Annotated in this window: 17 protein-coding genes; 8 read left to right on the top strand and 9 right to left on the bottom strand. The window is 62.0% G+C overall.

What is annotated here, in order from left to right:
* Nucleotides 1-116: 116 nt before the first annotated feature.
* Together AC0L3N_RS21670 and AC0L3N_RS21665 are read right to left on the bottom strand one after the other, a co-directional pair.
* A complete protein-coding gene (locus AC0L3N_RS21670) occupies nucleotides 117-2,690 on the bottom strand; it encodes a GcvT family protein (RefSeq protein ID WP_473549442.1) in 2,574 nt (857 codons plus the stop codon).
* Nucleotides 2,691-2,868: 178 nt separating this feature from the next.
* Nucleotides 2,869-4,446 carry a trimethylamine methyltransferase family protein gene (locus AC0L3N_RS21665; protein ID WP_473549441.1) on the bottom strand — a complete coding sequence of 526 codons (1,578 nt, stop codon included), beginning with the start codon at nucleotides 4,444-4,446 and terminating at the stop codon, nucleotides 2,869-2,871.
* Between the two features lie 225 nt (nucleotides 4,447-4,671).
* Here AC0L3N_RS21665 and AC0L3N_RS21660 point away from each other — a divergent pair, with 225 nt between their 5' ends.
* Both AC0L3N_RS21660 and AC0L3N_RS21655 read left to right on the top strand, forming a co-directional pair.
* The gene (locus AC0L3N_RS21660) at nucleotides 4,672-6,540 is read left to right on the top strand and encodes a phospholipase D-like domain-containing protein (RefSeq protein ID WP_473549440.1); all 1,869 of its coding nucleotides are present in this window, start codon (nucleotides 4,672-4,674) and stop codon (nucleotides 6,538-6,540) included.
* A gap of 126 nt (nucleotides 6,541-6,666) precedes the next feature.
* Nucleotides 6,667-7,827: an MFS transporter gene (locus tag AC0L3N_RS21655; protein WP_473549439.1), complete on the top strand. Its 1,161-nt coding sequence runs from the start codon at nucleotides 6,667-6,669 to the stop codon at nucleotides 7,825-7,827.
* A gap of 26 nt (nucleotides 7,828-7,853) precedes the next feature.
* Here the strand turns inward: AC0L3N_RS21655 and AC0L3N_RS21650 are convergent, their stop codons facing one another.
* Nucleotides 7,854-8,390 carry a hypothetical protein gene (locus tag AC0L3N_RS21650; protein ID WP_473549438.1) on the bottom strand — a complete coding sequence of 179 codons (537 nt, stop codon included), beginning with the start codon at nucleotides 8,388-8,390 and terminating at the stop codon, nucleotides 7,854-7,856.
* A gap of 140 nt (nucleotides 8,391-8,530) precedes the next feature.
* Here AC0L3N_RS21650 and AC0L3N_RS21645 point away from each other — a divergent pair, with 140 nt between their 5' ends.
* The 3 genes from AC0L3N_RS21645 (at nucleotide 8,531) to AC0L3N_RS21635 (ending at nucleotide 12,213) form a co-directional block, all read left to right on the top strand.
* On the top strand, nucleotides 8,531-10,606 hold the full coding sequence (locus AC0L3N_RS21645) for a prolyl oligopeptidase family serine peptidase (protein ID WP_473549437.1): 2,076 nt from the start codon (nucleotides 8,531-8,533) through the stop codon (nucleotides 10,604-10,606).
* A 33-nt stretch (nucleotides 10,607-10,639) separates the two neighbouring features.
* The gene (locus AC0L3N_RS21640; RefSeq protein ID WP_473549436.1) at nucleotides 10,640-10,762 is read left to right on the top strand and encodes a capsid protein; all 123 of its coding nucleotides are present in this window, start codon (nucleotides 10,640-10,642) and stop codon (nucleotides 10,760-10,762) included.
* A gap of 71 nt (nucleotides 10,763-10,833) precedes the next feature.
* Entirely contained in the window at nucleotides 10,834-12,213 is a 1,380-nt protein-coding gene (locus AC0L3N_RS21635) for an aspartate aminotransferase family protein (RefSeq protein WP_473549435.1), read from the top strand.
* Between the two features lie 363 nt (nucleotides 12,214-12,576).
* Here the strand turns inward: AC0L3N_RS21635 and AC0L3N_RS21630 are convergent, their stop codons facing one another.
* On the bottom strand, nucleotides 12,577-13,023 hold the full coding sequence (locus AC0L3N_RS21630) for a winged helix-turn-helix transcriptional regulator (protein WP_095494557.1): 447 nt from the start codon (nucleotides 13,021-13,023) through the stop codon (nucleotides 12,577-12,579).
* 144 nt (nucleotides 13,024-13,167) lie between these two features.
* On the opposite strand from AC0L3N_RS21630, the gene AC0L3N_RS21625 reads away from it, so the two are divergent.
* Nucleotides 13,168-13,464 (top strand): YciI family protein, encoded by a 297-nt coding sequence (locus tag AC0L3N_RS21625; protein WP_473549434.1) that lies wholly within the window; start codon nucleotides 13,168-13,170, stop codon nucleotides 13,462-13,464.
* A 124-nt stretch (nucleotides 13,465-13,588) separates the two neighbouring features.
* Here the strand turns inward: AC0L3N_RS21625 and AC0L3N_RS21620 are convergent, their stop codons facing one another.
* The 3 genes from AC0L3N_RS21620 to AC0L3N_RS21610 form a co-directional block, all read right to left on the bottom strand.
* Nucleotides 13,589-15,613 (bottom strand): ABC transporter ATP-binding protein/permease, encoded by a 2,025-nt coding sequence (locus AC0L3N_RS21620; protein WP_473549432.1) that lies wholly within the window; start codon nucleotides 15,611-15,613, stop codon nucleotides 13,589-13,591.
* Nucleotides 15,614-16,326: 713 nt separating this feature from the next.
* Nucleotides 16,327-17,211, bottom strand: a complete 885-nt coding sequence (mmsB, locus tag AC0L3N_RS21615) for a 3-hydroxyisobutyrate dehydrogenase (protein WP_473486574.1) — start codon at nucleotides 17,209-17,211, stop codon at nucleotides 16,327-16,329.
* A gap of 211 nt (nucleotides 17,212-17,422) precedes the next feature.
* Nucleotides 17,423-18,592 carry an isobutyryl-CoA dehydrogenase gene (locus tag AC0L3N_RS21610; protein WP_473549493.1) on the bottom strand — a complete coding sequence of 390 codons (1,170 nt, stop codon included), beginning with the start codon at nucleotides 18,590-18,592 and terminating at the stop codon, nucleotides 17,423-17,425.
* Nucleotides 18,593-18,746: 154 nt separating this feature from the next.
* Between AC0L3N_RS21610 and AC0L3N_RS21605 the strand changes: the two genes are divergently transcribed.
* Nucleotides 18,747-19,358, top strand: a complete 612-nt coding sequence (locus AC0L3N_RS21605) for a dimethylsulfonioproprionate lyase family protein (protein WP_473549431.1) — start codon at nucleotides 18,747-18,749, stop codon at nucleotides 19,356-19,358.
* Complete coding sequence (locus tag AC0L3N_RS21600) at nucleotides 19,358-20,827, top strand: cobyric acid synthase (RefSeq protein ID WP_473549430.1); 1,470 nt, start codon at nucleotides 19,358-19,360, stop codon at nucleotides 20,825-20,827. Before AC0L3N_RS21605 ends, AC0L3N_RS21600 begins: the two co-directional genes overlap by 1 nt.
* 355 nt (nucleotides 20,828-21,182) lie before the next feature.
* Here AC0L3N_RS21600 and AC0L3N_RS21595 read toward each other — a convergent pair whose 3' ends face one another.
* Nucleotides 21,183-21,602 carry a VOC family protein gene (locus AC0L3N_RS21595; RefSeq protein WP_473549429.1) on the bottom strand — a complete coding sequence of 140 codons (420 nt, stop codon included), beginning with the start codon at nucleotides 21,600-21,602 and terminating at the stop codon, nucleotides 21,183-21,185.
* A gap of 114 nt (nucleotides 21,603-21,716) precedes the next feature.
* Nucleotides 21,717-22,550 carry a helix-turn-helix domain-containing protein gene (locus AC0L3N_RS21590; protein WP_473549428.1) on the bottom strand — a complete coding sequence of 278 codons (834 nt, stop codon included), beginning with the start codon at nucleotides 22,548-22,550 and terminating at the stop codon, nucleotides 21,717-21,719.
* Between the last annotated feature and the right edge of the window lie 238 nt (nucleotides 22,551-22,788).

The following is a 22,788-nucleotide window of genomic DNA, read 5'->3' as shown; positions in this document are numbered from 1 at the left end:
TCGAATCGCACCGTCGCTCTCACTTTTGTTCTAGCATCTTTGTTCTAGCATCGGATTTCCCCAAATCGGTCCCACCCCCGGGTCAAGCGCGAGGGCTGGCATTTGGGTCCGGTGCTCTAAGTCCGCATCTTCTCGCCGCTCGGGTCGAAAGGCGGCTCGACATTGATGCGGGCCGGGCGTCGGCTTCCGAGGATTTCGATCTCGAACAGTCCGGCGCTCTCGTCCCCGGCCAAGGCCGCCGGCACATAGCCTTGCGCCATCGATTTCCGGACGTAATGGGCATAGCCGCCGGAGGTGACCCAGCCGACCACGCGCCAGTCGCCGTCGACGATGCCGCGCACGGCCGAAGCGCCTTCCGCGGCCCTGGAGCCGCGCACTTCCTTGCCGTCCGTATCGAAACGCGGCGCACCATAGCCGTGCGGCTTTTCCACCGTGCCGTAGTCCTTGCCGCCGACCTTGGCCCAGATCGGTTCGTCGCCCATGACGTCGGCATCCGCGGCATCGACGATGAAGGAGACACGGCGCAGTTTTGGCCCTTCCGCCTGCTCTCTGGCCGCCGCTTCGCGTCCGATGAAGTCGTTCTTCTCCAGCTTGACGAAGCGGTCCATCGCGCCTTCGAACGGCCCGTAGATCGGACGCAGTTCGCGGAACCATGTCGGAAAGTTCTTTTCCAGGCGCATCGAGAGCAGGGCGCGCATGCCGAAATCGACGACGCCAAACTCTTCGCCGGCGTCCTTGATCGCCTTGTAGACCAGACGCTGGTAGGCCGGCGCCATCCAGATCTCGTAACCGAGATCGCCGGTATAGGTGATGCGATTGACCATGCAGGGCGCGCCGCCGACCGCCATCTCGCGGAAATCCATGAAGCGGAAAGCCTTGGTCGAAATGTCGACATCGACCAGTTTCTGCAGCAGGTCGCGCGATCTCGGCCCGGCGATTGAGAGACCGACAAGCGTCTGGTCAAAGCGGTGAATGCGCACGCTACCATCCTTCGGCAGGTGCTTCTCGAACCAGCGCATATGATACTTCTGCGCCGCCGACGAGCTCCAGATCATGAAGCGCTCTTCACCCGCCTTGGCGATGGTGAAGTCGCCGATCAGCCTGCCGAACTCGTTCAGCATCGGGGTCAGCACGATGCGGCCGGTCCTCGGCATGCGGTTGGTCATCAGCCGGTTGAGGAAATTTTCCGATCCCGGCCCGGAGACTTCGTATTTGGCGAAGTTGGCGATCTCGGTGACGCCGACCTTCTCGCGTGTCGCACGCACTTCCTCGCCGATCGGCCCGAAATCGTTGGAGCGATGGAAGGAAACGATGTCCTTCGGCTCGGCGCCTTTCGGCGCGAACCAGAGCGGGGTTTCGAGGCCCCAGCTATCGCCCATGACGGCGTTGTTGGCCAGCATCGTGTCATAGAGTGGCGTCGTTTGCGCCGGGCGCGCGGCCGGCAATTCCTCGTTGGGAAAGCGGATGGAAAAGCGGCGCGAATAGTTTTCGCGCACCTTGGCATTGGTGTAGCGCAGCGTCGCCCATTCGCCGAAGCGGGCGACGTCCATGCCCCAAACGTCGAAGCCGGGATCGCCATGGACCATCCAGTTCGACAATGCCAGCCCGACGCCGCCGCCCTGCGAGAAACCGGCCATGACGGCGCAGGCGCACCAGAAATTGGTCAGGCCCTGCACCGGGCCAACCAGCGGATTGCCGTCGAGCGCGAAGGTGAAGGGGCCGTTGATGATCTGCTTGATGCCGGCCTTCTCGATGCCGGGGAAATGCTTGAAGCCGATCTCCAGCGACGGCGCGATGCGGTCGATGTCGGGCTGCAGCAATTCGTGGCCGAAATCCCACGGCGTGTCGACCGGAGACCACGGCTTGCAGGCTTTTTCATAGGTGCCGAGCAGGATGCCGTTGCGTTCCTGGCGGGTGTAGATCTCGCCCTTGAAGTCCATAACGCCGATCATTTCGCAGCCGGTCGACTTGTTGAATTCCTCGACCTCCGGCATCGGCTCGGTCAAAAGGTACATATGCTCCATGGCAAGCAGCGGCAGCTCGACCCCGACCATGCGGCCGATCTCGCGCGCCCACAGGCCGCCGCAGTTGACGACGTGATCAGCCTTGACCGTGCCCTGCTCGGTAACGACGTTCCAGGTGCCGTCGACCTCCTGCGTCAGCTCTACGACGCGGTTGCGCAGCACGATCTCGGCGCCGAGCTTCCTGGCGGCCTTGGCATAGGCGTGGGTGGTTCCGGAAGGGTCGAGATGACCTTCGACCGGATCCCACATGGCGCCGACGAAATTCGTCTCGTCCATCAGCGGGAACATCGCCTTGGCCTCGGACGGCGTGATCAGCTCGGTGTCCATGCCGAGATAGCGGCCCTTGGCGTGGGCAAGGCGCAGGAAGTCCATGCGCTCGGGCGTGTCGGCCATCATCACGCCGCCGGTCAGGTGCAGCGAACAGGACTGGCCGGAAAGCTCCTCGATCTCCTTATAGAGCTGCACCGTGTAGGCCTGCAGCTTGGCGACGTTGGGATCGCCGTTGAGCGTGTGGAAGCCGCCCGCCGCATGCCAGGACGAGCCGGAGGTGAGCTCCGAGCGCTCGATCAGCATGATGTCGGTCCAGCCGGCCTTGGCCAGATGGTAGAGCACCGAGCAGCCGACGACGCCGCCGCCGATGACAACCGCTTTTGCATGAGATTTCATGAAGATAGTTCCGTTTTTGAAGAGATTGAATCGAGTGAGCGGGGCCTGAAAACAAAGCGGAGAAGGGCGCCGGCTGGAATAATCTCACGCCCTTCCTCTACCCCGTCGAACGGAGGAAAGGTGTCGAGCGAAGCTCGACGGAGTGGGGGTCGACTGTTCATCAAACCAATACAGATGGTCAAAAATCGGTCGGCGCGCCGCCTTCGGACCGGCGTTTGTCGACGAAGGCGTTGATCTCCTCGCGGATAGCCGGGTCCATGTAGGGCTCTTCATAAGTAGCCAGCCGCTCCTTCCACACCCGGTTGGCTTTTTCGATAGCCGTCGGCGATCCGGCTTCCGCCCAGGTCTCGAAATTGCGCCAGTCGGAGATGATAGGCGAATAGAAAGCGTGCTTGTAGCGGTCCTGGGTATGCTGGGTGCCGAAGAAGTGGCCGCCCGGACCGACGGACTGGATGGCGTCGAAGCCGAGGGCCTCCTCGGAGAGGTCGAGCGGGGTCAGGAACTCGGCCACCATCTGCAGCAGATCGATGTCCAGGATGGTCTTCTCGTAGGAGCAGCGCAGGCCGCCTTCCAGCCAGCCGGCCGCATGCATCATCAGATTGCCGCCGCCCTGGATGGCGCCCCACAGCGAGAACACGCTTTCATAGGCCGCCTGCGCGTCGACCGTGTTGGCGGCGCAGGTGTTGGAGGTGCGGTAGGGGATGTTGTAGCGGCGGGCGAGCTGGCCGCCGACCAATTGCGCCTTCATGTATTCCGGCGTGCCGAAGGCCGGCGCGCCGGACTTCATGTCGACGTTGGAAGTGAAGCCGCCATAGCCGACGGGCGCACCCTTGCGCACCATCTGGGCGAAGGCAATGCCGGACAGCGCTTCGGCATTCTGCTGCACCAGCGCGCCGGCGATGGTCACCGGCGCCATGGCGCCCGACAGGGTGAACGGCGTCACGATGACGACCTGGCCCTTGCTCGACATCTGGATGATACCTTCCATCATCGGCACGTCGAGCTTGAGCGGCGAATTGGTGTTGATGATGGTGAACACCGACGGCTCTTCAAGAAGCTGTTCGTCGCTGATGCCGCGCGCGATCCTGGTGATCTCGATGCCGTCGACATTGCGCTCCTTGCCGAGCGAATAGATGTGGAACACCTTGTCGGTGAGCACGCTCAGATCGCGGATGCATTCGAGGTGGCGGACGGACGGATGGATATCGATCGGCTCGACCGGATAACCGCCCGTGCAATTGAGGATGTTGTGCATCTGCGCAAGCTTGAGGAAGTTGCGGTAGTCCTGCTGGTTGCCCGGCCGGCGGCCGCGATCGATGTCGGAACAATTGGGCGCCGACGCCATCATCGAGATGATCAGGTTGTCGCCGCCGAAGCGGACATTGTGCGCCGGATTACGAGCATGGATGGTGAATTCCGACGGGCAGCGGGAAACCAGCTCGAGGATCATGTCGCTGTCGAAGCGCACCCGCTCGCTGCCTTCGCGGACATCCGCGCCATGCGCCTTCATGATGCGCCTTGCCTCGTCGTGCAACACGTCGACGCCGATTTCCCTGAGAACACGCAGCGAGGCGAGATGGATCGATTCCAGCTCGTCGTCGGAGACCAGCTTGGTCGGCGTCAGCGGGATTTTCAGCTGACGGAAAGGCGGCTGCTCGAACGCCGCCGATCCGCCGGCGCGCTTTCCCGCGCGACCGCCGCGACGGGCGCGGTCGTTTGCCAATGCCGGCTCGGCGGGATGAAGGGCGGCGGTCATGATAGTCCTCGTACGCTGCGACAGTGCGGCGGCATAATGGACCGCCGGCCGCCCCGCCATTGCGGAGGCGGCGACCACTAGGACGAGGGAAGCGACATGGACGTTCGCCAGCCGGACGACCAGGCGAAACCAGGTCTGGCCCGAACTGTGAAACGTGTCACGTTGCGATCACGTCATATGAAATAAGTACATTGAATGAAACCGGTCCTGAGGGAGACTGTCTCCATGTCGGATGTTGTCAGCGTGCGTGCTGCGACCAACAATGAAGTCGCCTTCATTGCCTGGGATATTGACGGAATGATCGACGGCTGTCTCGGCTTCGAAATCGTCCGCATCTATCCCGGCACCGGCGAGGAACGCTGTCTGGCGTCCTGGGTGCCTTTCAATGGGCAACGCAACAAGGACTGGATTCCGCAGGATACCGGCGTCTGGCCGGTGCAGAAGACATTCTGGCGCGATCTTACGGTGCGGCGGCGCCGTGACAGCCTTGAAATCAGGCCGGATGGCGAAATGGTCGCCTACCGGGTGCGTCCGGTCGGCGACATGCGCCCCGGCCTCGATCCGGTGCCGGTGCGCCCCGAGAAAGCCTATACCGGAGCGGCTCGGCCGCTCGGCTATCTCGGACAAGGTGCCGTCAGCCCGACCATCTTCCTGGGATCGATGTTCGGCAAGGCGAGGCTCGCCTTCACCAACGGCGTACTCTCGACGCAATGGTTGTCGCGCGCCCTGGAAGATGCCGGCATCAAGGTCGGGCAGCGCGATAAGATCAGGGCCGAGCTTCAGCGTCCCGGCAGCAAGATACGCGCCTATCTTCACGGCGAGGTTCCGGATGTGCTCACCAGCCTGATGAAACGGGCCAAGGCCGAGGGCGGCACTGTCAGGCTTGCCCTCTATGAACTTGGCGATGACGAGTTGTGCGACACTATCATCGACGCCAAGGATCTCGTCGACGTCATTCTTTCGAATTCGGGCAGGGATGAACAAACGAAGGCGTGGGACGCGGGCAACGCGCCCTTCAGAAAGCGGCTGCGGGACGCCGGCGTCGTGCTGACCGATCGTCTGTTCAACAACAACCATATCGGCCACAACAAGTTTGCCGTCTACCGCGACGCCCAGGGCAATCCGCAAGCGGTGATGACTGGCAGCACCAATTGGACGTCGACGGGCATTTGCGGACAGTCCAACAACGCCTTCATCCGCGACGACCCTGCCATGGCCAAAGTGTTCGATGCCTATTGGGAGCGGATGAAGGCCGACGTGTTCCCGCCGCCGGCGAGCGATAGCGCCGCCGGACGTGTGGCGCAGAAGCAAGGCAAGCCGTTTCGCCTGAAGAATCGCACACCGAACCATGTCAATAGGACCACGATCTGGTTCTCGCCAAACGATCCCGACCGCAGCAAAAAGGACATCTCGGTGCGGCCTGTCGATCTCGAAGACGTTTTCGCACGGATTAAGGCGGCGAAGGAGGCGGTGCTCTTTCTCGTGTTCAATCCTTCGCGGCTTGGCAACAATTCGGTCGTCGATCAGGCGGTCGCGGCGGCGACGGCGAATCCAAAGCTGATCGTGCAAGGCGCAATCAGCGATCACACCGCCATGCCCAACTATGTTGCCCCGACCAGGGATCCGGTCACCAACAAATCGAACAAGGACGGCAAATCGCCATTCGTCTTTCCTGAGAAGGTCTGGGAGGCGCCGAACGTCTCCATCGTCAGGGCGGCCAACCTGACGGGGGCCTCCGTTGCGCGGGATTTCCAGGCGGAAGTGCTGACCGTCGGCCATGCGATCGTGCACGACAAGATCGTCATCATCGATCCGATGGCCGACAACGCGACCGTCATCGCCGGCAGCCACAACCTTGGCTACAAGGCGTCCTATGAAAACGACGAGAACATGGTGATTGTAGAAGGCGACAAGACGTTCGCTGCGGCCTTTGCGGTGCATATGCTCGACGTGTTCGACCACTACAAGTTCCGCGCCTGGCGCAGAACGATTGGAGAAGGACCGTCGGACAATGATGGGCTCTCCATCGACGACAAGTGGCTGAAGCCTTACGCGGAGGGCAGGAAGGGGGCGATTGCCCGGTATTTTCCGTAGTGGTCTGAATGGCGCCGGGGACTCTTGAACAAGTCATGCTCTGGCTGGCGCAAGCGGTTTTCGCCGCCGGTGCTTCCCGGCACGCCGCCGAAACGCTAATCGTGCAGGTTCTTATTGGTGCGGATCATGGACCTGGCGGAACAGAACAGCGACGAGACAATGCAGTGGGCGGCGATCACCGGCGTGATCGCCACCGTTTCGGTGTTCGCCATCGCGCAAGGGCTGAGCTATCCGCTGCTGAGCTTCATCCTGCAGCGCCAGGGCGTCTCGCCGGCCATGATCGGTCTCTCCGCGGCAATGACGCCGGTCGGCTTTATCGTCTCGTCGCCGCTCATCCCGGCGCTGGCGCGCCGGTTCGGGGCAGGGCGCACGGCACTCACCTGCGCGGCACTTTCCGCTATCATGCTGGCGCTGATCGGCTGGACGCAAAATGTCTATCTATGGTTTCCGCTGCGCTTCCTGATCGGCGTGGTGACCAATCCGCTCTACGTGCTGAGCGAGATCTGGGTGATCGCGCTGGCGCCACCGGCGCGCCGCGGTCGCGTGATGGGGATCTATTCCACAGTCATTTCGGCAGGTTTCGCCGCCGGCCCGCTGTGCCTGCTTGCCGTCGGCACCGAAGGATGGCCGCCGTTTCTCGTCGGCATCGCCGCATTCGTCTTTTGCGGCGCCTGCCTGGCGCTGGTGCTGCGACGGCTGCCGAAGGTCGATGAAGCCGGGCACCGGGTTTCGGTCATGGGGTTCATGCCGATGGCATGGCTGCTGTTGTCGGCGGTTGTAGTGGCCGCCGGTTTCGAACAGGCGGTGCTAGCACTGCTGCCGGTCTTCGGAGCGCATTACAGCATCGAGGAAACCCGCATGTCGGCGCTGCTGTCGATGATGATCGCCGGCAATATCGCCATGCAGGTGCCGCTCGGCCTGCTGGCGGAACGGCTGACGGCGCGTCTGGTCCGATTTACCTGTGTATCGCTAACGCTGCTCGGATGCGTGCTGTTGCCGGTTCTCATCGAGACGCCGCTGATCTGGCCATGCGTCTTTATCTGGGGTGCGGTTTCGTACGGCATCTACACGATGTCGATCATCGAGCTTGGCGAGCGGTTCACCGGCTCGGCACTGGTCGCCGGCAACGCCGCCTTCTCGCTGATGTGGGGCGTCGGCGGCATCGCCGTGCCGCCGCTGGCGGGCGGCGCCATGGATATTCTCGGTGCGGACGGCCTGCCGATCACGCTTGGCGCGATTTGCCTGGCGTTGGCGATTGCCACGGTTTTGCGTCGGCGGACGGCGTGAGGCATCTATCGGCGCAGTGCAGTCGCTTAATTGCCTTGCCGTCTGAAAACAGCCCAGAGGTCACAGTCGGCATGATGTTCTTCGGGGTGCATTTCATGCAGCAAATCCCGAATTTCGGCCGCGCGATCAAAGTCATCTATCAGCCCGACACTGGAAAGTTCTGCATTTGCAAACACGTCGGGGAATCCGCCGCAATTGGTCAATGCGCTGATGCTGACGTCCTTGTCCAGCAACTCGTAGCCCATGAAGGCAAACCCGTCCCAATCAAGCGAGCGCACATCGACCGTTGGCCTCCGGATCACGCCAAGGATGTTGAGGTCGCCCGTATCGGCCAGTTCCGAAAGAAGGAAATCCAAGTCCAAGAAGAAATTGAGCATATTGTCTTCTTGAACAATATGCGGCCAGTGGCTCTCCTTGGTCTCTGGGAGCGCGAACGGGCACAGCATTCCGTCGAGCGTGACGACCTCGGTCAACTGGCTGAGGCCTGACCACTCGATGTAGTTCCTCCATTCGGTACCATCGGAAGGGCCAAATCTCTCACTCGCGATGTAGAGACGTTGCATGAAGTTTCCCTTGCCGTCCGCACTGAAGGCTTGGCTATCGCAACTGCGGAGATCCGTCGTTTTTACGTGTTCCAATTGAATGTTGATAGCGCCATGCCGATGTTTGCGGCACCGAACTTGACCAATTTTTCGGAGACCACATGACAAAGTCGATCGCACAGAAGCAGCAGGGTCCAGTTGGCAAGACCGAAGATCCCTTTCTCTGGCTGGAGGACAGGACAGGCAAGGAAGCGCTCGACTGGGTTCACCGTCAGAACGAGGCTACAACAGGTGAATTGCAGGGCGATCCGTCCTACCAGGCCTACTTCCAAACCGCACTCGACCTGATGACCGCCGAAGACAACATTGCGGTCGGGTCCGCGCTCAACGGTCACGTCTATAATTTCTGGCAGGACAAGACCAATGTGCTCGGCCTCTGGCGGCGCACCACGGTCGCTTCCTACAAGACCGAGAAGCCGGATTGGGAGACGATCATCGACTTCGACAGTCTGTCCGCGAAAGAGGGCGTGAAATGGGTGTTCAGCGGCGCCAGCCGGCTTTACCCCGACTTCAGCCGCTGCCTGCTCAGCCTGTCGCCGGATGGCGGCGACGCCAGCGAGGTGCGCGAATTCGACATCGAAACCAAGTCCTTTGTCGAGGGCGGCTTTCGTGCGCCCGCCTCGAAGTCGGGCTTCAGCTGGCTGGACAAGGACACCGTTATCGTTTCGGCCGCCTTCGAGGAGGACGAAAAAACCCAGTCCGGTTATCCGCGCGTGGTCAAGCTGTGGCAGCGCGGCACCAGGCTGGAGGATGCGACGCCGATCTTCGAGGCGCAGAAGCAGGATCTCGCCGCCGGCGGTTCCCTCGAATTCGACGGTGACAAGCGGCATCTGTTCCTGACCCGGACGCTCGACTTCTTTGCCTCGCACAGCTTCCTGCGGCTGCCTTCCGGCGAAAACAGGCGCATCCCGCTGCCGGACGACGTCACCGACACGGCGCTGTTCAGGGATCAGTTTGTCTTTGTGGTGCGTAGCTCGTGGACGGCGCCGGATGGTACGCTGTGCCGACCCGACGGCCTCTATTCGCTGGATTTCGCGCGCTGGATCGAAACCAATGCGCTGGGACCTGTCGAAACCGTGCTCGAACCGGCAGATCGTGTTTCGATCGCCGGCGTCGCCCGCACGCAAGACCGGTTGTTCATCAACCTGATGGACAATGTGCGCGGCAAGGTCGTCGCCTGCGACCGCAGCGGCAGCGGCTGGTCACTGGAGCCGGTAGCCTTACCTGAAAACGGCAATGTCGGCATCAGCCACGCCGAGCGTTTCGGCTCCAGCGTCTCCTTCTCCTTCACCGATTTCCTGACGCCGAGCTCGATCATCTGGTCGGATGACAATGCTGCGACGCTGACAACGGTCAAATCGCAGCCGGCGCGTTTCGATGCGTCGTCTCTTGTCTCGGAACAGTTCGAGGCACGCTCGAAAGACGGCACAGAGATCCCTTACTTCGTCGTCAGACGGCGCGATCAGAACGGGCCGGTGCCGACGCTGCTGTACGGCTATGGCGGCTTCGAAGTGCCGCTGTTGCCCGGCTATGCCGGCGTGCGCGGCCGGCTGTGGCTGGAAAAAGGCAATGCCTATGTGCAGGCCAATATCCGCGGCGGCGGCGAGTTCGGCCCGAACTGGCACCAGGCCGCGCTCAAGTCCAATCGCCAGAATGCCTTCGACGATTTTATAGCGGTCGCGCAAGACCTGGTGAAACGCGGTATCGCCACGCCGGCCACGCTCGGCATCCAGGGCGGCTCGAATGGCGGGCTGCTGACCGGCGTTTCGCTGACCCAGCATCCGGAGCTTTTCGGTGCGGTGATCATCGACGTGCCGCTGCTCGACATGCTGCGCTATACCGAGCTGCCGCCTGGAGCATCCTGGATGGCCGAGTATGGCGATCCAGCGAAGCCTGAAGAGGCCGAGTGGCTTGCCGCTTACTCGCCTTATCAGCATGTCGAGGCCGATGCTGCCTATCCGCCTGTGCTGCTGACCACCTCGACCGCCGACGACCGGGTCCATCCCGGCCATGCGCGCAAGATGGCCGGGCGGCTGCAGGCTGTCGGCCACACGAAGACGCTATTCTTCGAAGAGACCGAGGGCGGCCATGGCGGGCGCGGCGATCGCCGGCCGCAAGCGGCACAGGCGGCGATGAAGTATGTCTTCCTGCAACGGGCGCTGAACGGAACGGCTTGAACTGATCGCATCAGACCGCCTAAGGTGAAGCCCATGGCTCGGATGAGGACATGTTGCGCATTTGGGGTGGCGGTGACGCCGTCGCCGCGCACGCTTCGCGCCGAGCTTTTGCGGCTTTGCGCCCGCATCGGCTATTCGCCGCCCGCCTTCCTCTGACGAATCCGCCCCCGCTGCAATTGCTGGATTGATCTGCAATTGCCGGATTGGTTCAAGAGGAAAGATCAGACATGACCTATCAGAATTATTCGCTGAAGCAGCTTCAGCAGATCGATGCTGCGCATCACCTTCATCCGTTTACCGACCACAAGGAGATGCGCGAGGCCGGCTCACGCATCATCACCCGCGCCAACGGTCCGTTCATCTACGATTCCGAAGGGACGGAAATCCTCGACGGTATGGCCGGGCTGTGGTGCGTCAACATCGGTTACGGCCGCGATGAGCTGGCCGACGCGGCTTACGCCCAGATGAAGGAACTGCCTTACTACAACTCCTTCTTCAAATGCTCGACCCCGACGCCGGTGCTGCTGGCCAAAAAGCTGGCGGAACTGGCGCCGAAGCACGTCAACCAGGTGTTCTTCGGCTCGTCCGGTTCGGAGGCCAACGACACGGCGCTGCGCCTTGTCCGCCACTATTGGGCATTGGAAGGCAAGCCGGAGAAGAACCGCATCATCTCGCGCAAGACAGCCTATCACGGCTCGACCATCGCCGGTGCGTCGCTGGGCGGCATGGAGCCGATGCACAAGCAGCTCAACGGCGCGGTTCCCAACATCGTCCATGTGATGATGCCTTATGCCTACGAGTTGGCTCTGCCCGGCGAAAGCGACCATGATTTCGGCCTGCGCGCGGCCAAGGCCGTCGAGGACGCCATCCTCGAAGCCGGCGCCGACAAGGTCGCCGCCTTCATCGGCGAGCCGGTGATGGGGGCAGGCGGCGTGAAGATACCGCCGATGAGCTATTGGCCGGAAGTGCAGCGCATCTGCCGCAAATACGATGTCCTCCTGATGCTGGACGAGGTCATCACCGGCTACGGCCGCACCGGCGAGTGGTTCGCGGCTCAGACCTTCGGCATCGAGCCCGATACCATCACAACCGCCAAGGCGCTGACCTCCGGTTATCAGCCGCTGTCGGCGCTGCTGGTCGGTGACCGCATCGCCGCGACGCTGGTCGAGAAGGGCGGCGAGTTCAATCACGGCTATACTTATGCCGGCCACCCCGTGGCCTGCGCCGTGGCGCTGAAGAACCTCGAGATCATCGAGCGGGAAGCTTTGGTCGATCGGGTCAAGAACGACACCGGACCCTATTTCGCCAAGGCGCTGCAGGAGCACATCGGCGGTCACGATCTGGTCGGCGAGGTGCGCTCGATCGGGCTGATGGGGGCGATCGAGATTGTTAGGGACAAGGCGACCAAGGAGCGCTTCCTGCCGGCCGGGAGCGCGGCCGTGATTGTCCGCGACCACGCGATTGCCCAAGGCATGATGCTGCGCGCCACCGGCGACACGATGATCCTGTCGCCGCCGCTGATCTGGACGCGTGAGACGATCGACATGGCCTGCGACCGTATCGCCAAGGCGCTTGATCTGGCGCAAGCGGATTTGCGCAAGCAATAAGATAGAACGATCGCCGGGGCGTCCTGCAACCGGACGCCCGGAATGCCGCATTCTGCCGAAGCTCGCCAGGCGAGGATCGGCCGTGAGGGCGGCAATCAGGTCTCCTGCACCCTGAAATATTCGATGGTCATGGACGGCCACATCAATCTGGTGCGCGCCGTGTCGGTCCTGCCCCAGGTCGACACCTTATCCTACGAGTACCAGCCGGAAGAGCCGCTCACCAAGGGCCGCTACGAAGCCATCGTGGCAGCGATTGCCGAGCAAATGGTCGAGGACGTGGACAAGGTCTACATCGACTGGTGCCGGCGGGGCGTGTCTCGTCGACTTCAACAAGTGATCCGAAGGGCCGATAGACCGCGCTACTTACTCGTTGGTTGTGGACTTGGGCATAACAATCTGAATGGGACGGGTGCCGATCGGCGCTCCGGTCGAACGGTCGATGCTAATCGGGTCGATTTCGGATCCTGTCTCTGCGTCAAAGAACCGGGTGAAATTGCCTCCACCGCGGTGCTTGCCTCCCCAAGCGACGAGTGAGAACAGCACTGGAAGCAGATCCTGACCAGCCTGCGTCAACACGTATTCATCGCGCGGCGGCCGCTCGGAGTATCGCCGTCTCTCCAGCAGCCCTTCCTCCGTCAGGGCTGCCAACCGGCTGGTCAGCATCGTCGGGGCTATACCGAGGCTCTTGCGGAATTCGTCGAAACGACTGAGCCCGGCATGCGCATCGCGCATGATCAGCATGCTCCATGCATCCCCTACCAAGGCAAGACTGCGAGCGATCAGACAGGGTTGGTTCGAAAGATCCTTCATGTTGATATCTTTTTGATAGTTACTTACTCCTAAAATGATAGTATCTGATCGCTCGTCGACGTTCCATAAAAAAATGAATGCGAAGGCCGGCGGCGGCGCGATCGCCAAGGCAAGCAGGCAAATGGATTTAAATCGGAGCTCAAAATGAAGTGTTACCTGTGCAAGTATATTCCGCCGCGCACCGACTTTCTCGCGACCATGACTGACGAAGAGCGAGAGTGGATGAAGCAGCATGGAGCCTTTTTGGACGATCTGCTCGATCGTGGGCTGATCGTCGCACACGGCCCCGTAATGGATCCGAGTGGCGGCTATGGCGTGTCGCTCTACAGGATCGCCGATGATCAAAACATCCAGGCGATAACCTCAGAGGACCCCATCGTAAGAAATGGCGCCGGCCATTATGAGCATCATCTGATGCTTCATTTGAGCGTGCGTAGCTGACACTGCCATCGGCTTAAGCGCCGGCAGAGACGCCCAGGAACTTTTTCTTGGGCCACTTAGTTCACAGTGCGCTCGACGCGACCTCTTCCTTGCTGCCTTTGTCACCAGGCCCGACCGGCGGACTTTACTTTTTTGTCTCGGGCAGTGCCGCTTTGCTCAAGGTCGTGCTGCGCTTCGGTACGGCGCGCCGGCGCCCCATAAATCGCACAAGCAAGTTCCATCTTCTCTTGCGCTGGACGAGATCGATATCGCTGACAAGCTTTGCGCCGCCCTCGCGCCGCTCCAATGTGATCTTTCGGCTATGAAAGGCTTCCAACTCGGCGCGATGCGCCACGCTCATGATGGTGACCTTCGGCAATTCGTGAACGATCATCTCCATCATCTTGTCCTGGCTTTTTTCATCGAGTGCTGACGTTGCTTCATCCAGCACGATGATATCGGGGCTGTGCAGCAGAAGACGCGCGAAGGCGAGCCGCTGCTTTTCGCCACCCGACAAGGTCTGGTCCCATGGCGCGTCGTCCTCGATCTTGTCGTTCAGATAATCGAGTCCGACTTTGTCGAGGGCAGCCTTGATCTTGTCCAGCGCCCAGCGATCGGCGGCGCCTGGATAGGCGACTGCGCGGCGAAGCGTCCCGGTGGGGACATAGGGCCGTTGCGGCAACATGAACAGCCGTCTGTCGGCGTGGATGTTGACGCTGCCGCCACCCCACGGCCACAGACCTGCGACGGCCCGCACCAGCGTACTCTTGCCTGAGCCGGATTCGCCGGCGACGAGCACCCGCTCGCCTAATCCGATTACGACCTTGGTTTCCTTGACCACGGCGGTGCCGTCGTCGAGCGACACGGACAGATTGTTCAGGCTGAGCATCGCATCGCCTGCAGTTTCGTCGCGCTTTATGCGTCCCAGAGTGTTGCTCTGTTCCGCGCGCTCGAGCCCGTCGAGCGACGTCATCAGCGAGGCGATGCGCCGTGCACAGGCGTTCCAATTGGCGAGACGGGGGTAATTGTCGACCAGCCATCCGAACGCGCCCTGCACGATGGCAAAGGCAGAGGCAGCCTGCATTACCTGTCCAAGTGTCATGCTGCCTTCGAGAAACTTTGGAGCGCAAAGCAAAACCGGCACGACAGGCGCAAACAGACTCGCCCCCTGCGATACCAGCGCTGTGCGCATGTGCTGACCTGTAAGGAGCGCCCATTGCCTGAGCACATGGGCGAACGTCTTGTCGATGCCGCTACGCTCCTCCTCCTCGCCGCCGAGCAATGCGATACTCTCGCCGTTTTCCCGCACGCGCGTCAGCGTGTAGCGGAATTCGGCCTCCGCCTGATTTTTTTCCTCGGAGAGGTGGACGAAATGGCGGCCAATGATCGCCATCGAGGTGGATGTGATCGCGGCATACAATACCGCGGTGATGACGAGAAAGCCGGGAATGGTCACCGTCGAACCCGCGATCGTCAGGGTCAGGGCCCCGCCGATCGTCCAGAGCACCACGATGAAGGTCGAGGCCGACAGAAACGCGTTGATGACACCGGCGATGAAGTCGACCGGGGATTCGGTGGCAATCCGCAAATCCTCCGTGATGCGGGCTTCGGGGTTCTGGTGGTCGCCGCCGACGAGATTCAACTGAAAGTAGCGCCCGCTTGCAAGCCAACGCGCGATGACCGCGGTGGTGAGCCAGGAACGCCAGCGGCGCTGAATCGTCATGCGAAGGAAGACCTGTGCAACGACAAGGCTTCCGCTTCCGAGCACGAGCGGCACAAAAACGGCGCTCAGGACATAGACGGTGCGAGCATTGCGTTGCTCAAGGGCGTCGAAAATTGCGCGATTCCAGACATTGATCCCATACTGGAAGCCGACATTGATGACGATCAGGACCAATAACCCGATCGTGTACGGCCAAGCGAGCCTATCGCCTCCGCGGCCCCAGTAACCGCGCGCGCTGATCCAGAAACGCCTCAGCAAATATCTCTTGCGCTCCTGCTCGGCCTCCTCAGGGGTCAGCTCCGGATCGGGTTCGACCAGGTCCAGCGGCGGTGGGGCCGCGCCGACGATCTCAGACGCGACTTCGACAGTCGATTGCTTCTCCTGGCGCGACTTCTCGGCATCGCGTGATTTGGAGACCGATTTCGGCTTGAATTTAGCCCCGGACATACCGGCGATAACGGCTTAGAAATCAGAAGGTTTCATGAGGTCCGCTCAAGCCGCTTGATCTCTACGTCGGCGCGGATGTGGTCGGCGTCGTTCTTGGCGTCTTCCTTGATCTGCTGCCACTTCGTGACGCTGTCGATAGTCCTGTCGACTGGACTGACGAGCTTCGGGAGTTAGGTAATCTCAGATCGCTCACCGAACCCTCGCGCTGGGGAGCATTGGAGCGACCACCTGTGGGTCGTAAGTCAGGACCGCCGCCACGAGGCCGACGATCATCCGGGGACGCGCCAGGGCGATCGTCACTGTCCTTGAAGATTGCGAAACGCAAAAACCGCGCTCCATCGGGAACGCGGCTTTGCCAGATACGCATGGCGCTTCGCTACCAGGACACTTGCGAAACTTACGGGCTCCGGTACGCGAGACCTGATCCGGAGCGCCGGGCGGATGCGATATGCCGCCTCGCATTCCGTTTTACAGGCACATCGTTACCGGGGGGTTATCGAGAGTTTAAGCAAATCTAAATTTGCGATGTTTCTCTTTGCCGGGAAATCGAAAAGCCCAGTCGAGTTCAAGGCTTAAAGCGCGGCGCGTCTGATGGGACTCATACGACGCGCTTTAAGTTCTTGTTTTTATCCATGTCGTTGTCCCAAAATCGCTGCGCACCCTCGGGTCAAGCCCTGGGTCGCGCCCAAGGGCATGCTTTTGAGCGACATGCATTAGGCCGGGGTACCGCGCAGGAAATTTATGATGCCGGAAAAATCGGCGCCGGCATGGCCCTGGGCATTGAACAACGCATAAAGCTGGGCGGCCTCGGCGCCCAGCGGCGTCACCGCACCGGCGCTTTGCGCGGCTTCCTGCGACAGTTTCAGGTCCTTCAGCATCAGTGCTGCGGCAAACCCCGGCCTGTAGCCATTGTTGGCCGGCGATGTCGGCACCGGTCCGGGCACCGGGCAGTAGGTGGTCAGTGACCAGCATTGGCCGGAGGATGTCGAGGCGACGTCGAACAGCGCCTGATGCGACAGGCCGAGCTTTTCGGCCAGAACGAAGGCTTCGGCGACACCGATCATCGAAATGCCTAATATCATGTTGTTGCAGATCTTTGCCGCCTGTCCGGCGCCGTCGTCGCCGCAATGGACGATACGGCCGGCCATCGGCTTGAGGATTGGCTCGGCTTTGGCGAAGGCTTCCTTCGAGCCTCCGGCCATGAAGGTCAACGTGCCGGCTGCGGCGCCGCCGGTGCCGCCGGAAACCGGCGCGTCGATCGACAGCAGCTTATGTTTGGCGGCAATGGCGTGGGCTTTTCGTGCCGATTCGACGTCGATCGTCGAGGAATCGATGAACAGCGCGCCTTTTTTCGCCTTGGGCGCGATGTCCTCGTGGACCGACAGGACATGTTTGCCGGCCGGCAGCATGGTGATGACCACATCGGCCTCCTTCACCGCGGCAACGGCATTGGCCATGACGACGACGCCATGGTCCCTGGCGATGACGAGATTTTCCGGCATCAGGTCGAAGCCGTGCACTGCATATCCCGCCTTGACGAGATTGGCGGCCATCGGGTTGCCCATGTTGCCGAGGCCGATGAAGGCGATGGTGGTCATAATGGCACTCCGTGGTTAGGTTAGGGAGTAGGGCAGTAGGGCAGTAGGGCAGCCTATTCGGCGCCAGTTGCTGATAAGTTGGCGAAGCATTTTTCCGATGCCTAGGTAGCATCTGATAAGCTTGATCATGCGCCAGATATATCCCCTGCTGCCATACAGTAAGGTCCTTGTAAGAATTGATCCTGCCGGTCATTTCTACTGCCCTACTGCCCTACTGCCGCCCAAGCAGCGCACGTGCGATGATGACGCGCATGATCTCATTGGTGCCTTCGAGGATCTGGTGGACGCGCAGGTCCCGGACCAGCTTCTCGATGCCGTAGTCGTGCAGATAGCCGTAGCCGCCATGCAGTTGCAGCGCATCGTTGGCGACGTTGAAGCCGATGTCGGTGACGAAGCGCTTGGCCATCGCCGACCATTTCGAGGCATCCGCGGCCTTGCGATCGAGCTTCGAGGCGGCGGCGTAGAGAAAGATTCGTGCTGCTTGCAGCTCCGTCTCCATGTCGGCGAGCTTGAACTGCAGCGCCTGGAACTGGTTGATCTTCGACCCGAAGGCCTTGCGCTCGGCGGTGTAGGACAGTGCCTTGTCGAGCGCCGATTGCGCCCCGCCCAGCGAACAGGCGGCGATGTTGAGCCGGCCGCCGTCGAGCCCGGCCATGGCGATGCCGAAGCCGGCGCCTTCGGCCGAGAGCAGGTTTTGCGCCGGCACCTTGCAGTCCTCGAAGACGACCTGGCGAGTTGACTGCATGTGCCAGCCCATCTTGTGCTCGTTGGCGCCGAAGGAAAGGCCCGGCGCATCCTTCGGCACGACGAAGGTGGAAATGCCCTTCGGCCCGTCGGCGCCGGTGCGCGCCATGACGATGTAGATGTCGCTGTCGCCGGCGCCCGAAATGAACTGTTTGACGCCGTTCAGCACATAGTCACCGCCGCTCTTCACCGCGCGCGTCTTCAGCGCTGCCGCATCCGATCCCGAACCCGGCTCGGTCAGGCAATAGCTGGCCAGCCATTCCATCGAGGTCAGCTTCGGCAGGAAGCGCTGGCGCTGCTCGTCGCTGCCGAAGCGGTCGATCATCGAAGCCACCATGTTGTGGATTGAGATGAAGGATGAAAAGGCCGGATCGGCGCGCGAAAGCGCCTCGAAGATCAGCACGGCGTCCAGCCGGCCGAGCCCCGAGCCGCCGACATCGTCACGGACATAGATGCCGCCAAGGCCGAGCGGGCCTGTCTCGCGGATCACGTCGGCCGGAAAATGCTTGTTGCGGTCCCAGTCGAGCGCGTTCGGCGCGACGCGGTCGGCGGCGAAGGCCTCGGCCATCTCCTGGATGGCGCGCTGGTCCTCGTTGAGTTCGAACTGGCTGGTGCCCGCATCGACAGCGGCGTCCATCGCGTGCTCCCTGATGTTCTTCGGCTTGCTGGCCTGTCGCTTTTTGGCTTTGCGCGCCGTCCAATCTAGACCAATGATGCCGCCGCGCAAGCCGACCATCTCCATCCAACCATCTGTGGAGCGGCGGTGCGCGAATGCGTGTGCGGAGCAAGGCGTGACCACAAATTTCGATGAACTGCTCGAGTGTTTTCATGCCTACCTCGAAAGGTTCGATGATGCGCTGGTGCGCGATGCGGTGGCCCGGATCGGCTGGGCCATGCCGGCGCGTCCGCTCGAGCCGCATCCGCTTGCTTGCCTGCGCCAGCTCGACCGTATCGTCGAGCTTGCTCCGGCAGGCGCCAGGTCGCTGGTCCAGTTGCTTGCGGAGCGTCGCGATCTGTGCTGGGGGCAGACCTACAGCGAGGCGGATTTCGGCAAGACATTCATCGACAACTATGGCTGGCTGGAAGTCTTCGGCACGCGTGGCCATTTCGTCAACGACAAGGTCGCGGCCGGTCTGCTGATCCTCGGACCTGATATCGTCTATCCCGACCACCACCACGTCGCCGAGGAGATTTACATTCCGTTGACCGGCGGCACCGAATGGCGCATGGGCGAAGGCGAATTTCGTAGGCGCGAGGCGGGTGAGGTGATCCACCATGCCTCTGATATCAGTCACGCCATGCGCACCGGCAAGGAGCCGCTGCTGGCGCTCTACATCTGGCGCGGCGGGCCGCTGGCGGCGAAATCCACTATCACCGGCAGCATTTCACAGGGCAGGAATTAATGGCCAAGGCGATCATGCTGCAGGGCACGGGCTCCGATGTCGGCAAGACAGTGCTGGTCGCGGGCCTGTGCCGCGCGGCGAGGAACCGTGGGCTGAAGGTACGACCGTTCAAGCCGCAGAATATGTCGAACAACGCCGCCGTCGCCGACATTCCGGGCGACAGCTCCGGCGGCGAGATTGGCCGCGCCCAATGGCTGCAGGCGATCGCCTGTGGCGTTGTGCCCTCCGTCCACATGAACCCGGTTCTGCTCAAGCCGCAGACCGATGTCGGCGCGCAAGTGGTGGTGCAGGGCAAGGTATTCGGCGAGGCGCGGGCGCGCGACTACCAGGCGCTGAAGGGCCGGCTGATGGATGCCGTGCTGGACTCCTGGGCCAAGGTCGGCGAGGGCGCCGATCTGGTCATCGTCGAGGGCGCCGGCTCGCCGGCCGAGATCAATCTCAGAAGCCGAGACATTGCCAATATGGGCTTTGCCACGCGCGCCAATGTGCCGGTGATCCTCGTCGGCGACATCGATCGCGGTGGCGTCATCGCCTCGGTCGCCGGCACGCATCTGATCCTGCCGGAAGAGGACCGGCGCATGATCGTCGGCTATCTCATCAACAAGTTCCGCGGCGATGTCTCGCTGTTCGATGACGGCATCAAGGCGATCGAGAGCTTCACCGGCTGGCGCTGCTTTGGCGTCGTGCCGTGGCTGAAGGCGGCGGCGCGATTGCCCTCGGAAGATTCGGTGGTGCTCGAACGCCTGGCGTCCGGCGAGAAGCGCGCGCTGAAGGTCGCCGTGCCGATGCTTTCGCGTATCGCCAATTTCGACGATTTCGACCCGCTCAACGCCGAGCCTCAGGTCGAGGTGGTGTTCGTGCCGCCCGGCCAGCACTTGCCAGAGGATGCCGGGCTGGTGGTCATTCCCGGCTCGAAGTCGACGATCGGCGATCTCCTGAGATTCCGCGAGAATGGCTGGGACCGCGACCTGCTTGCCCACCGCAAGCGCGGCGGCCACGTCGTCGGCATTTGCGGCGGCTTCCAGATGCTCGGCCGTGTCGTGCGCGATCCCGACGGCATCGAGGGCAGCGTTACCGAGACGGCAGGGCTCGGCCTGCTCGACGTCGAAACGGTGATGGAGCCGGAAAAGACGGTGCGCAATGTCAGCGCGCGCTCGGTCCAGTTCGACCTGCCGCTCGAAGGCTATGAGATTCATCTCGGCCGCACCACCGGTCCGGACACGCTGCGACCATCCGCCGTCATCAACGGCGCCGCTGACGGCGCCATCTCGGCCGACGGCAAGGTGTCGGGCACCTATCTGCACGGGCTGTTTTCCGCTGACGCTTTTCGGGCGAAATTTCTGGAAAACCTTGGCGTTAAGGGCGGCGGCATCGACTATCGCGCCGAGGTCGAACGGGCACTGGACGAGGTCGCAGCCGAGCTGGAGACTCACCTCGACTGCGACGCGATTTTTGGTTTGGCGCGTTAGCTCCCCGGCGCAGAAGTTTTGACAGGTCAGATGTTACGTTGACGAACCGCATGCCCTGGCGGATCCTGCCGTTACCTGCGGTGCGGGACCTTTCGGAACGCTGGAGGGACAGAGGGGGGTGCGAAGGAACTCGACGGAGGGTGCTCGGTTCTGGGTCACCGCGCCTTGCGAGGTTGTCATGGCAGGATCCCAGGGTCTCCGCGACGGAGCTTCGCTCCTGCTTCGCCCAGGGATGACGAAGTTGGGGGAGACTTCGGTCAACCCCGAATGTTGTGATAGCCCACCGAAACGAACGATGAAACCTTGGCCGCCAACAGGCCCTCAACCGTCACATTCCCTGTGCAGCGTTACCAGTTCAGTCTTTTTCACCGGCCTTCGGCCAGTAGGTGCCGAACGACCAGACATTGCCTTCCGGATCGCGGCAGATGAACTCGCGGCTGCCATAGTCGCGGTCGGTGAGCTCTTCCAGTATTTCGGCGCCGGCCTTTTTGGCTCTGGCATAAGCGGCATCGGCATCGTCGACGGCAACATAGATCGACCTGCCGCCACCCGGGCCCGGTGCACCGATCATCTGGCCAAACTTGTCGTCGCGTGCAGTGCCCAGCATGATCATCGAGGAGCCGAAAGTCAGTTCGGCGTGATGAACAATGTCGCCTTCGCCGTAGCGGGCATGAACGGCAAAGCCGAAGGCTTCACCCAGCCAGTCGATCATTTTCGCGGCATTGCGGTAGCGCAAGGTGGGATAGAGCCTGGGCGGTTCGACTGACATGGTCATGGCGATCTCCTTCAATTGGATTGTCGATAACCCAGTCTGGGCGAAAGCTGTTCGCACGTCTTGAAGAAATGTTACCCGTGCGCCCACTGGGCGTGGCAAGGGGCGTTTCAGAACCTATGGCCGGGCGGCAAGCGTCGTCGGCGTTTCGCCGGCAAGGTCGCGGAATTCGCGCACCAGATGCGCCTGGTCGGCATAGCCGCAATCGGCGGCGATATCAGCCCAATCGGATTTGTCCTGCCTTGACAGGCCGAGCGCCCGGTTGAAGCGGACGATGCGCGACAGCGTCTTGGGGCCGACGCCGATCGCATTGGAGAATTTTCCCAAGAGATGCTTGCGGCTCCAGCCCAGCCTGTCGGCGAGCGACGACACGCGAATGCGGCCGCCCGAGACTATGATCCGGTCATAGGCCCAGGCGATTTCGGCCTGCGTTTCCCGGGCCTCGGTCAGCCGTGCGGCGACGAACGCCTCGACGATGGCAAAGCGTGCGGTCCAGTCGCGCGCATTACCAAGTCTTTCGCGCAGAGCGATCCCTTCGGGGCCAAGCACATCGTCGAGGCCGACCATGCGGTCGGTCAGTTCGCTCATCGGAAGGCCGAAGAAGCGTCGGGCGCCGAGCGGCGTGAAATTGACCTGGACGCAGCAGGCGCCACCGAAGGATTCGATCACCACCGGACCGGCATAGAGGCCGGCGGCGAAATTGGCGAAGCGGTCATTGTCGCCCGGCTCCTTGCCGAGCCCGATGGCGAAGGGCTCGCCAAAGCTGATGACCAGCGGCACGGTCAGCGATGCGTATTCGACGTTGCGGAGGCGGCCCGGTGCGGTTTCGCGATAGAAGCATAGATCGGTGACGGAGCCGCGGAGCCGAGAGCCGGGCGCACGCCGCACCATCTCGAACCGGTCGAGGCCGGGAATTTCATGGCGGCTTCCGTCTTCGCTCTCGGCGGGCATGGGCTTTCCTTCCGCCCAAGGAGTCTAACAGACCAACCCTCAGAATCAAAAGCGCCCCGCGTGTGGGCGGGCGCGCCGAGGTGGCGGAGGTGGGAGTTGTTTAACTGTGTGTTATAAAAAAAAGACGCTGCCGACGACTAGTCGAGTGTAGATCTCGGTGGTCGCCGTATCATTAAAAAAAAATGGGGGGGGGGGGGGGGGGGGGGGGGGGGGGGGGGGGGGGGGGGGGGGGGGGGGG

The organism is Mesorhizobium sp. WSM4807, assembly GCF_055811615.1.
This window is presented reverse-complemented; position numbering and strand designations above follow the sequence as displayed.

Excerpts from the sequence above, each read along its gene's own strand:
- AC0L3N_RS21630 (WP_095494557.1), bottom strand. The coding sequence starts at position 13,023 with ATGAAGGATCTTTCGAACCAACCCTGTCTGATCGCTCGCAGTCTTGCC.
- AC0L3N_RS21665 (WP_473549441.1), bottom strand. The coding sequence starts at position 4,446 with ATGACCGCCGCCCTTCATCCCGCCGAGCCGGCATTGGCAAACGACCGC.
- AC0L3N_RS21660 (WP_473549440.1), top strand. The coding sequence starts at position 4,672 with ATGTCGGATGTTGTCAGCGTGCGTGCTGCGACCAACAATGAAGTCGCC.
- AC0L3N_RS21610 (WP_473549493.1), bottom strand. The coding sequence starts at position 18,592 with ATGGACGCCGCTGTCGATGCGGGCACCAGCCAGTTCGAACTCAACGAG.
- AC0L3N_RS21645 (WP_473549437.1), top strand. The coding sequence starts at position 8,531 with ATGACAAAGTCGATCGCACAGAAGCAGCAGGGTCCAGTTGGCAAGACC.
- AC0L3N_RS21670 (WP_473549442.1), bottom strand. The coding sequence starts at position 2,690 with ATGAAATCTCATGCAAAAGCGGTTGTCATCGGCGGCGGCGTCGTCGGC.
- AC0L3N_RS21595 (WP_473549429.1), bottom strand. The coding sequence starts at position 21,602 with ATGACCATGTCAGTCGAACCGCCCAGGCTCTATCCCACCTTGCGCTAC.
- AC0L3N_RS21620 (WP_473549432.1), bottom strand. The coding sequence starts at position 15,613 with ATGTCCGGGGCTAAATTCAAGCCGAAATCGGTCTCCAAATCACGCGAT.
- AC0L3N_RS21635 (WP_473549435.1), top strand. The coding sequence starts at position 10,834 with ATGACCTATCAGAATTATTCGCTGAAGCAGCTTCAGCAGATCGATGCT.
- AC0L3N_RS21655 (WP_473549439.1), top strand. The coding sequence starts at position 6,667 with ATGGACCTGGCGGAACAGAACAGCGACGAGACAATGCAGTGGGCGGCG.
- AC0L3N_RS21590 (WP_473549428.1), bottom strand. The coding sequence starts at position 22,550 with ATGCCCGCCGAGAGCGAAGACGGAAGCCGCCATGAAATTCCCGGCCTC.
- AC0L3N_RS21640 (WP_473549436.1), top strand. The coding sequence starts at position 10,640 with ATGGCTCGGATGAGGACATGTTGCGCATTTGGGGTGGCGGTGACGCCG.
- AC0L3N_RS21600 (WP_473549430.1), top strand. The coding sequence starts at position 19,358 with ATGGCCAAGGCGATCATGCTGCAGGGCACGGGCTCCGATGTCGGCAAG.
- AC0L3N_RS21650 (WP_473549438.1), bottom strand. The coding sequence starts at position 8,390 with ATGCAACGTCTCTACATCGCGAGTGAGAGATTTGGCCCTTCCGATGGT.
- mmsB (WP_473486574.1), bottom strand. The coding sequence starts at position 17,211 with ATGACCACCATCGCCTTCATCGGCCTCGGCAACATGGGCAACCCGATG.
- AC0L3N_RS21625 (WP_473549434.1), top strand. The coding sequence starts at position 13,168 with ATGAAGTGTTACCTGTGCAAGTATATTCCGCCGCGCACCGACTTTCTC.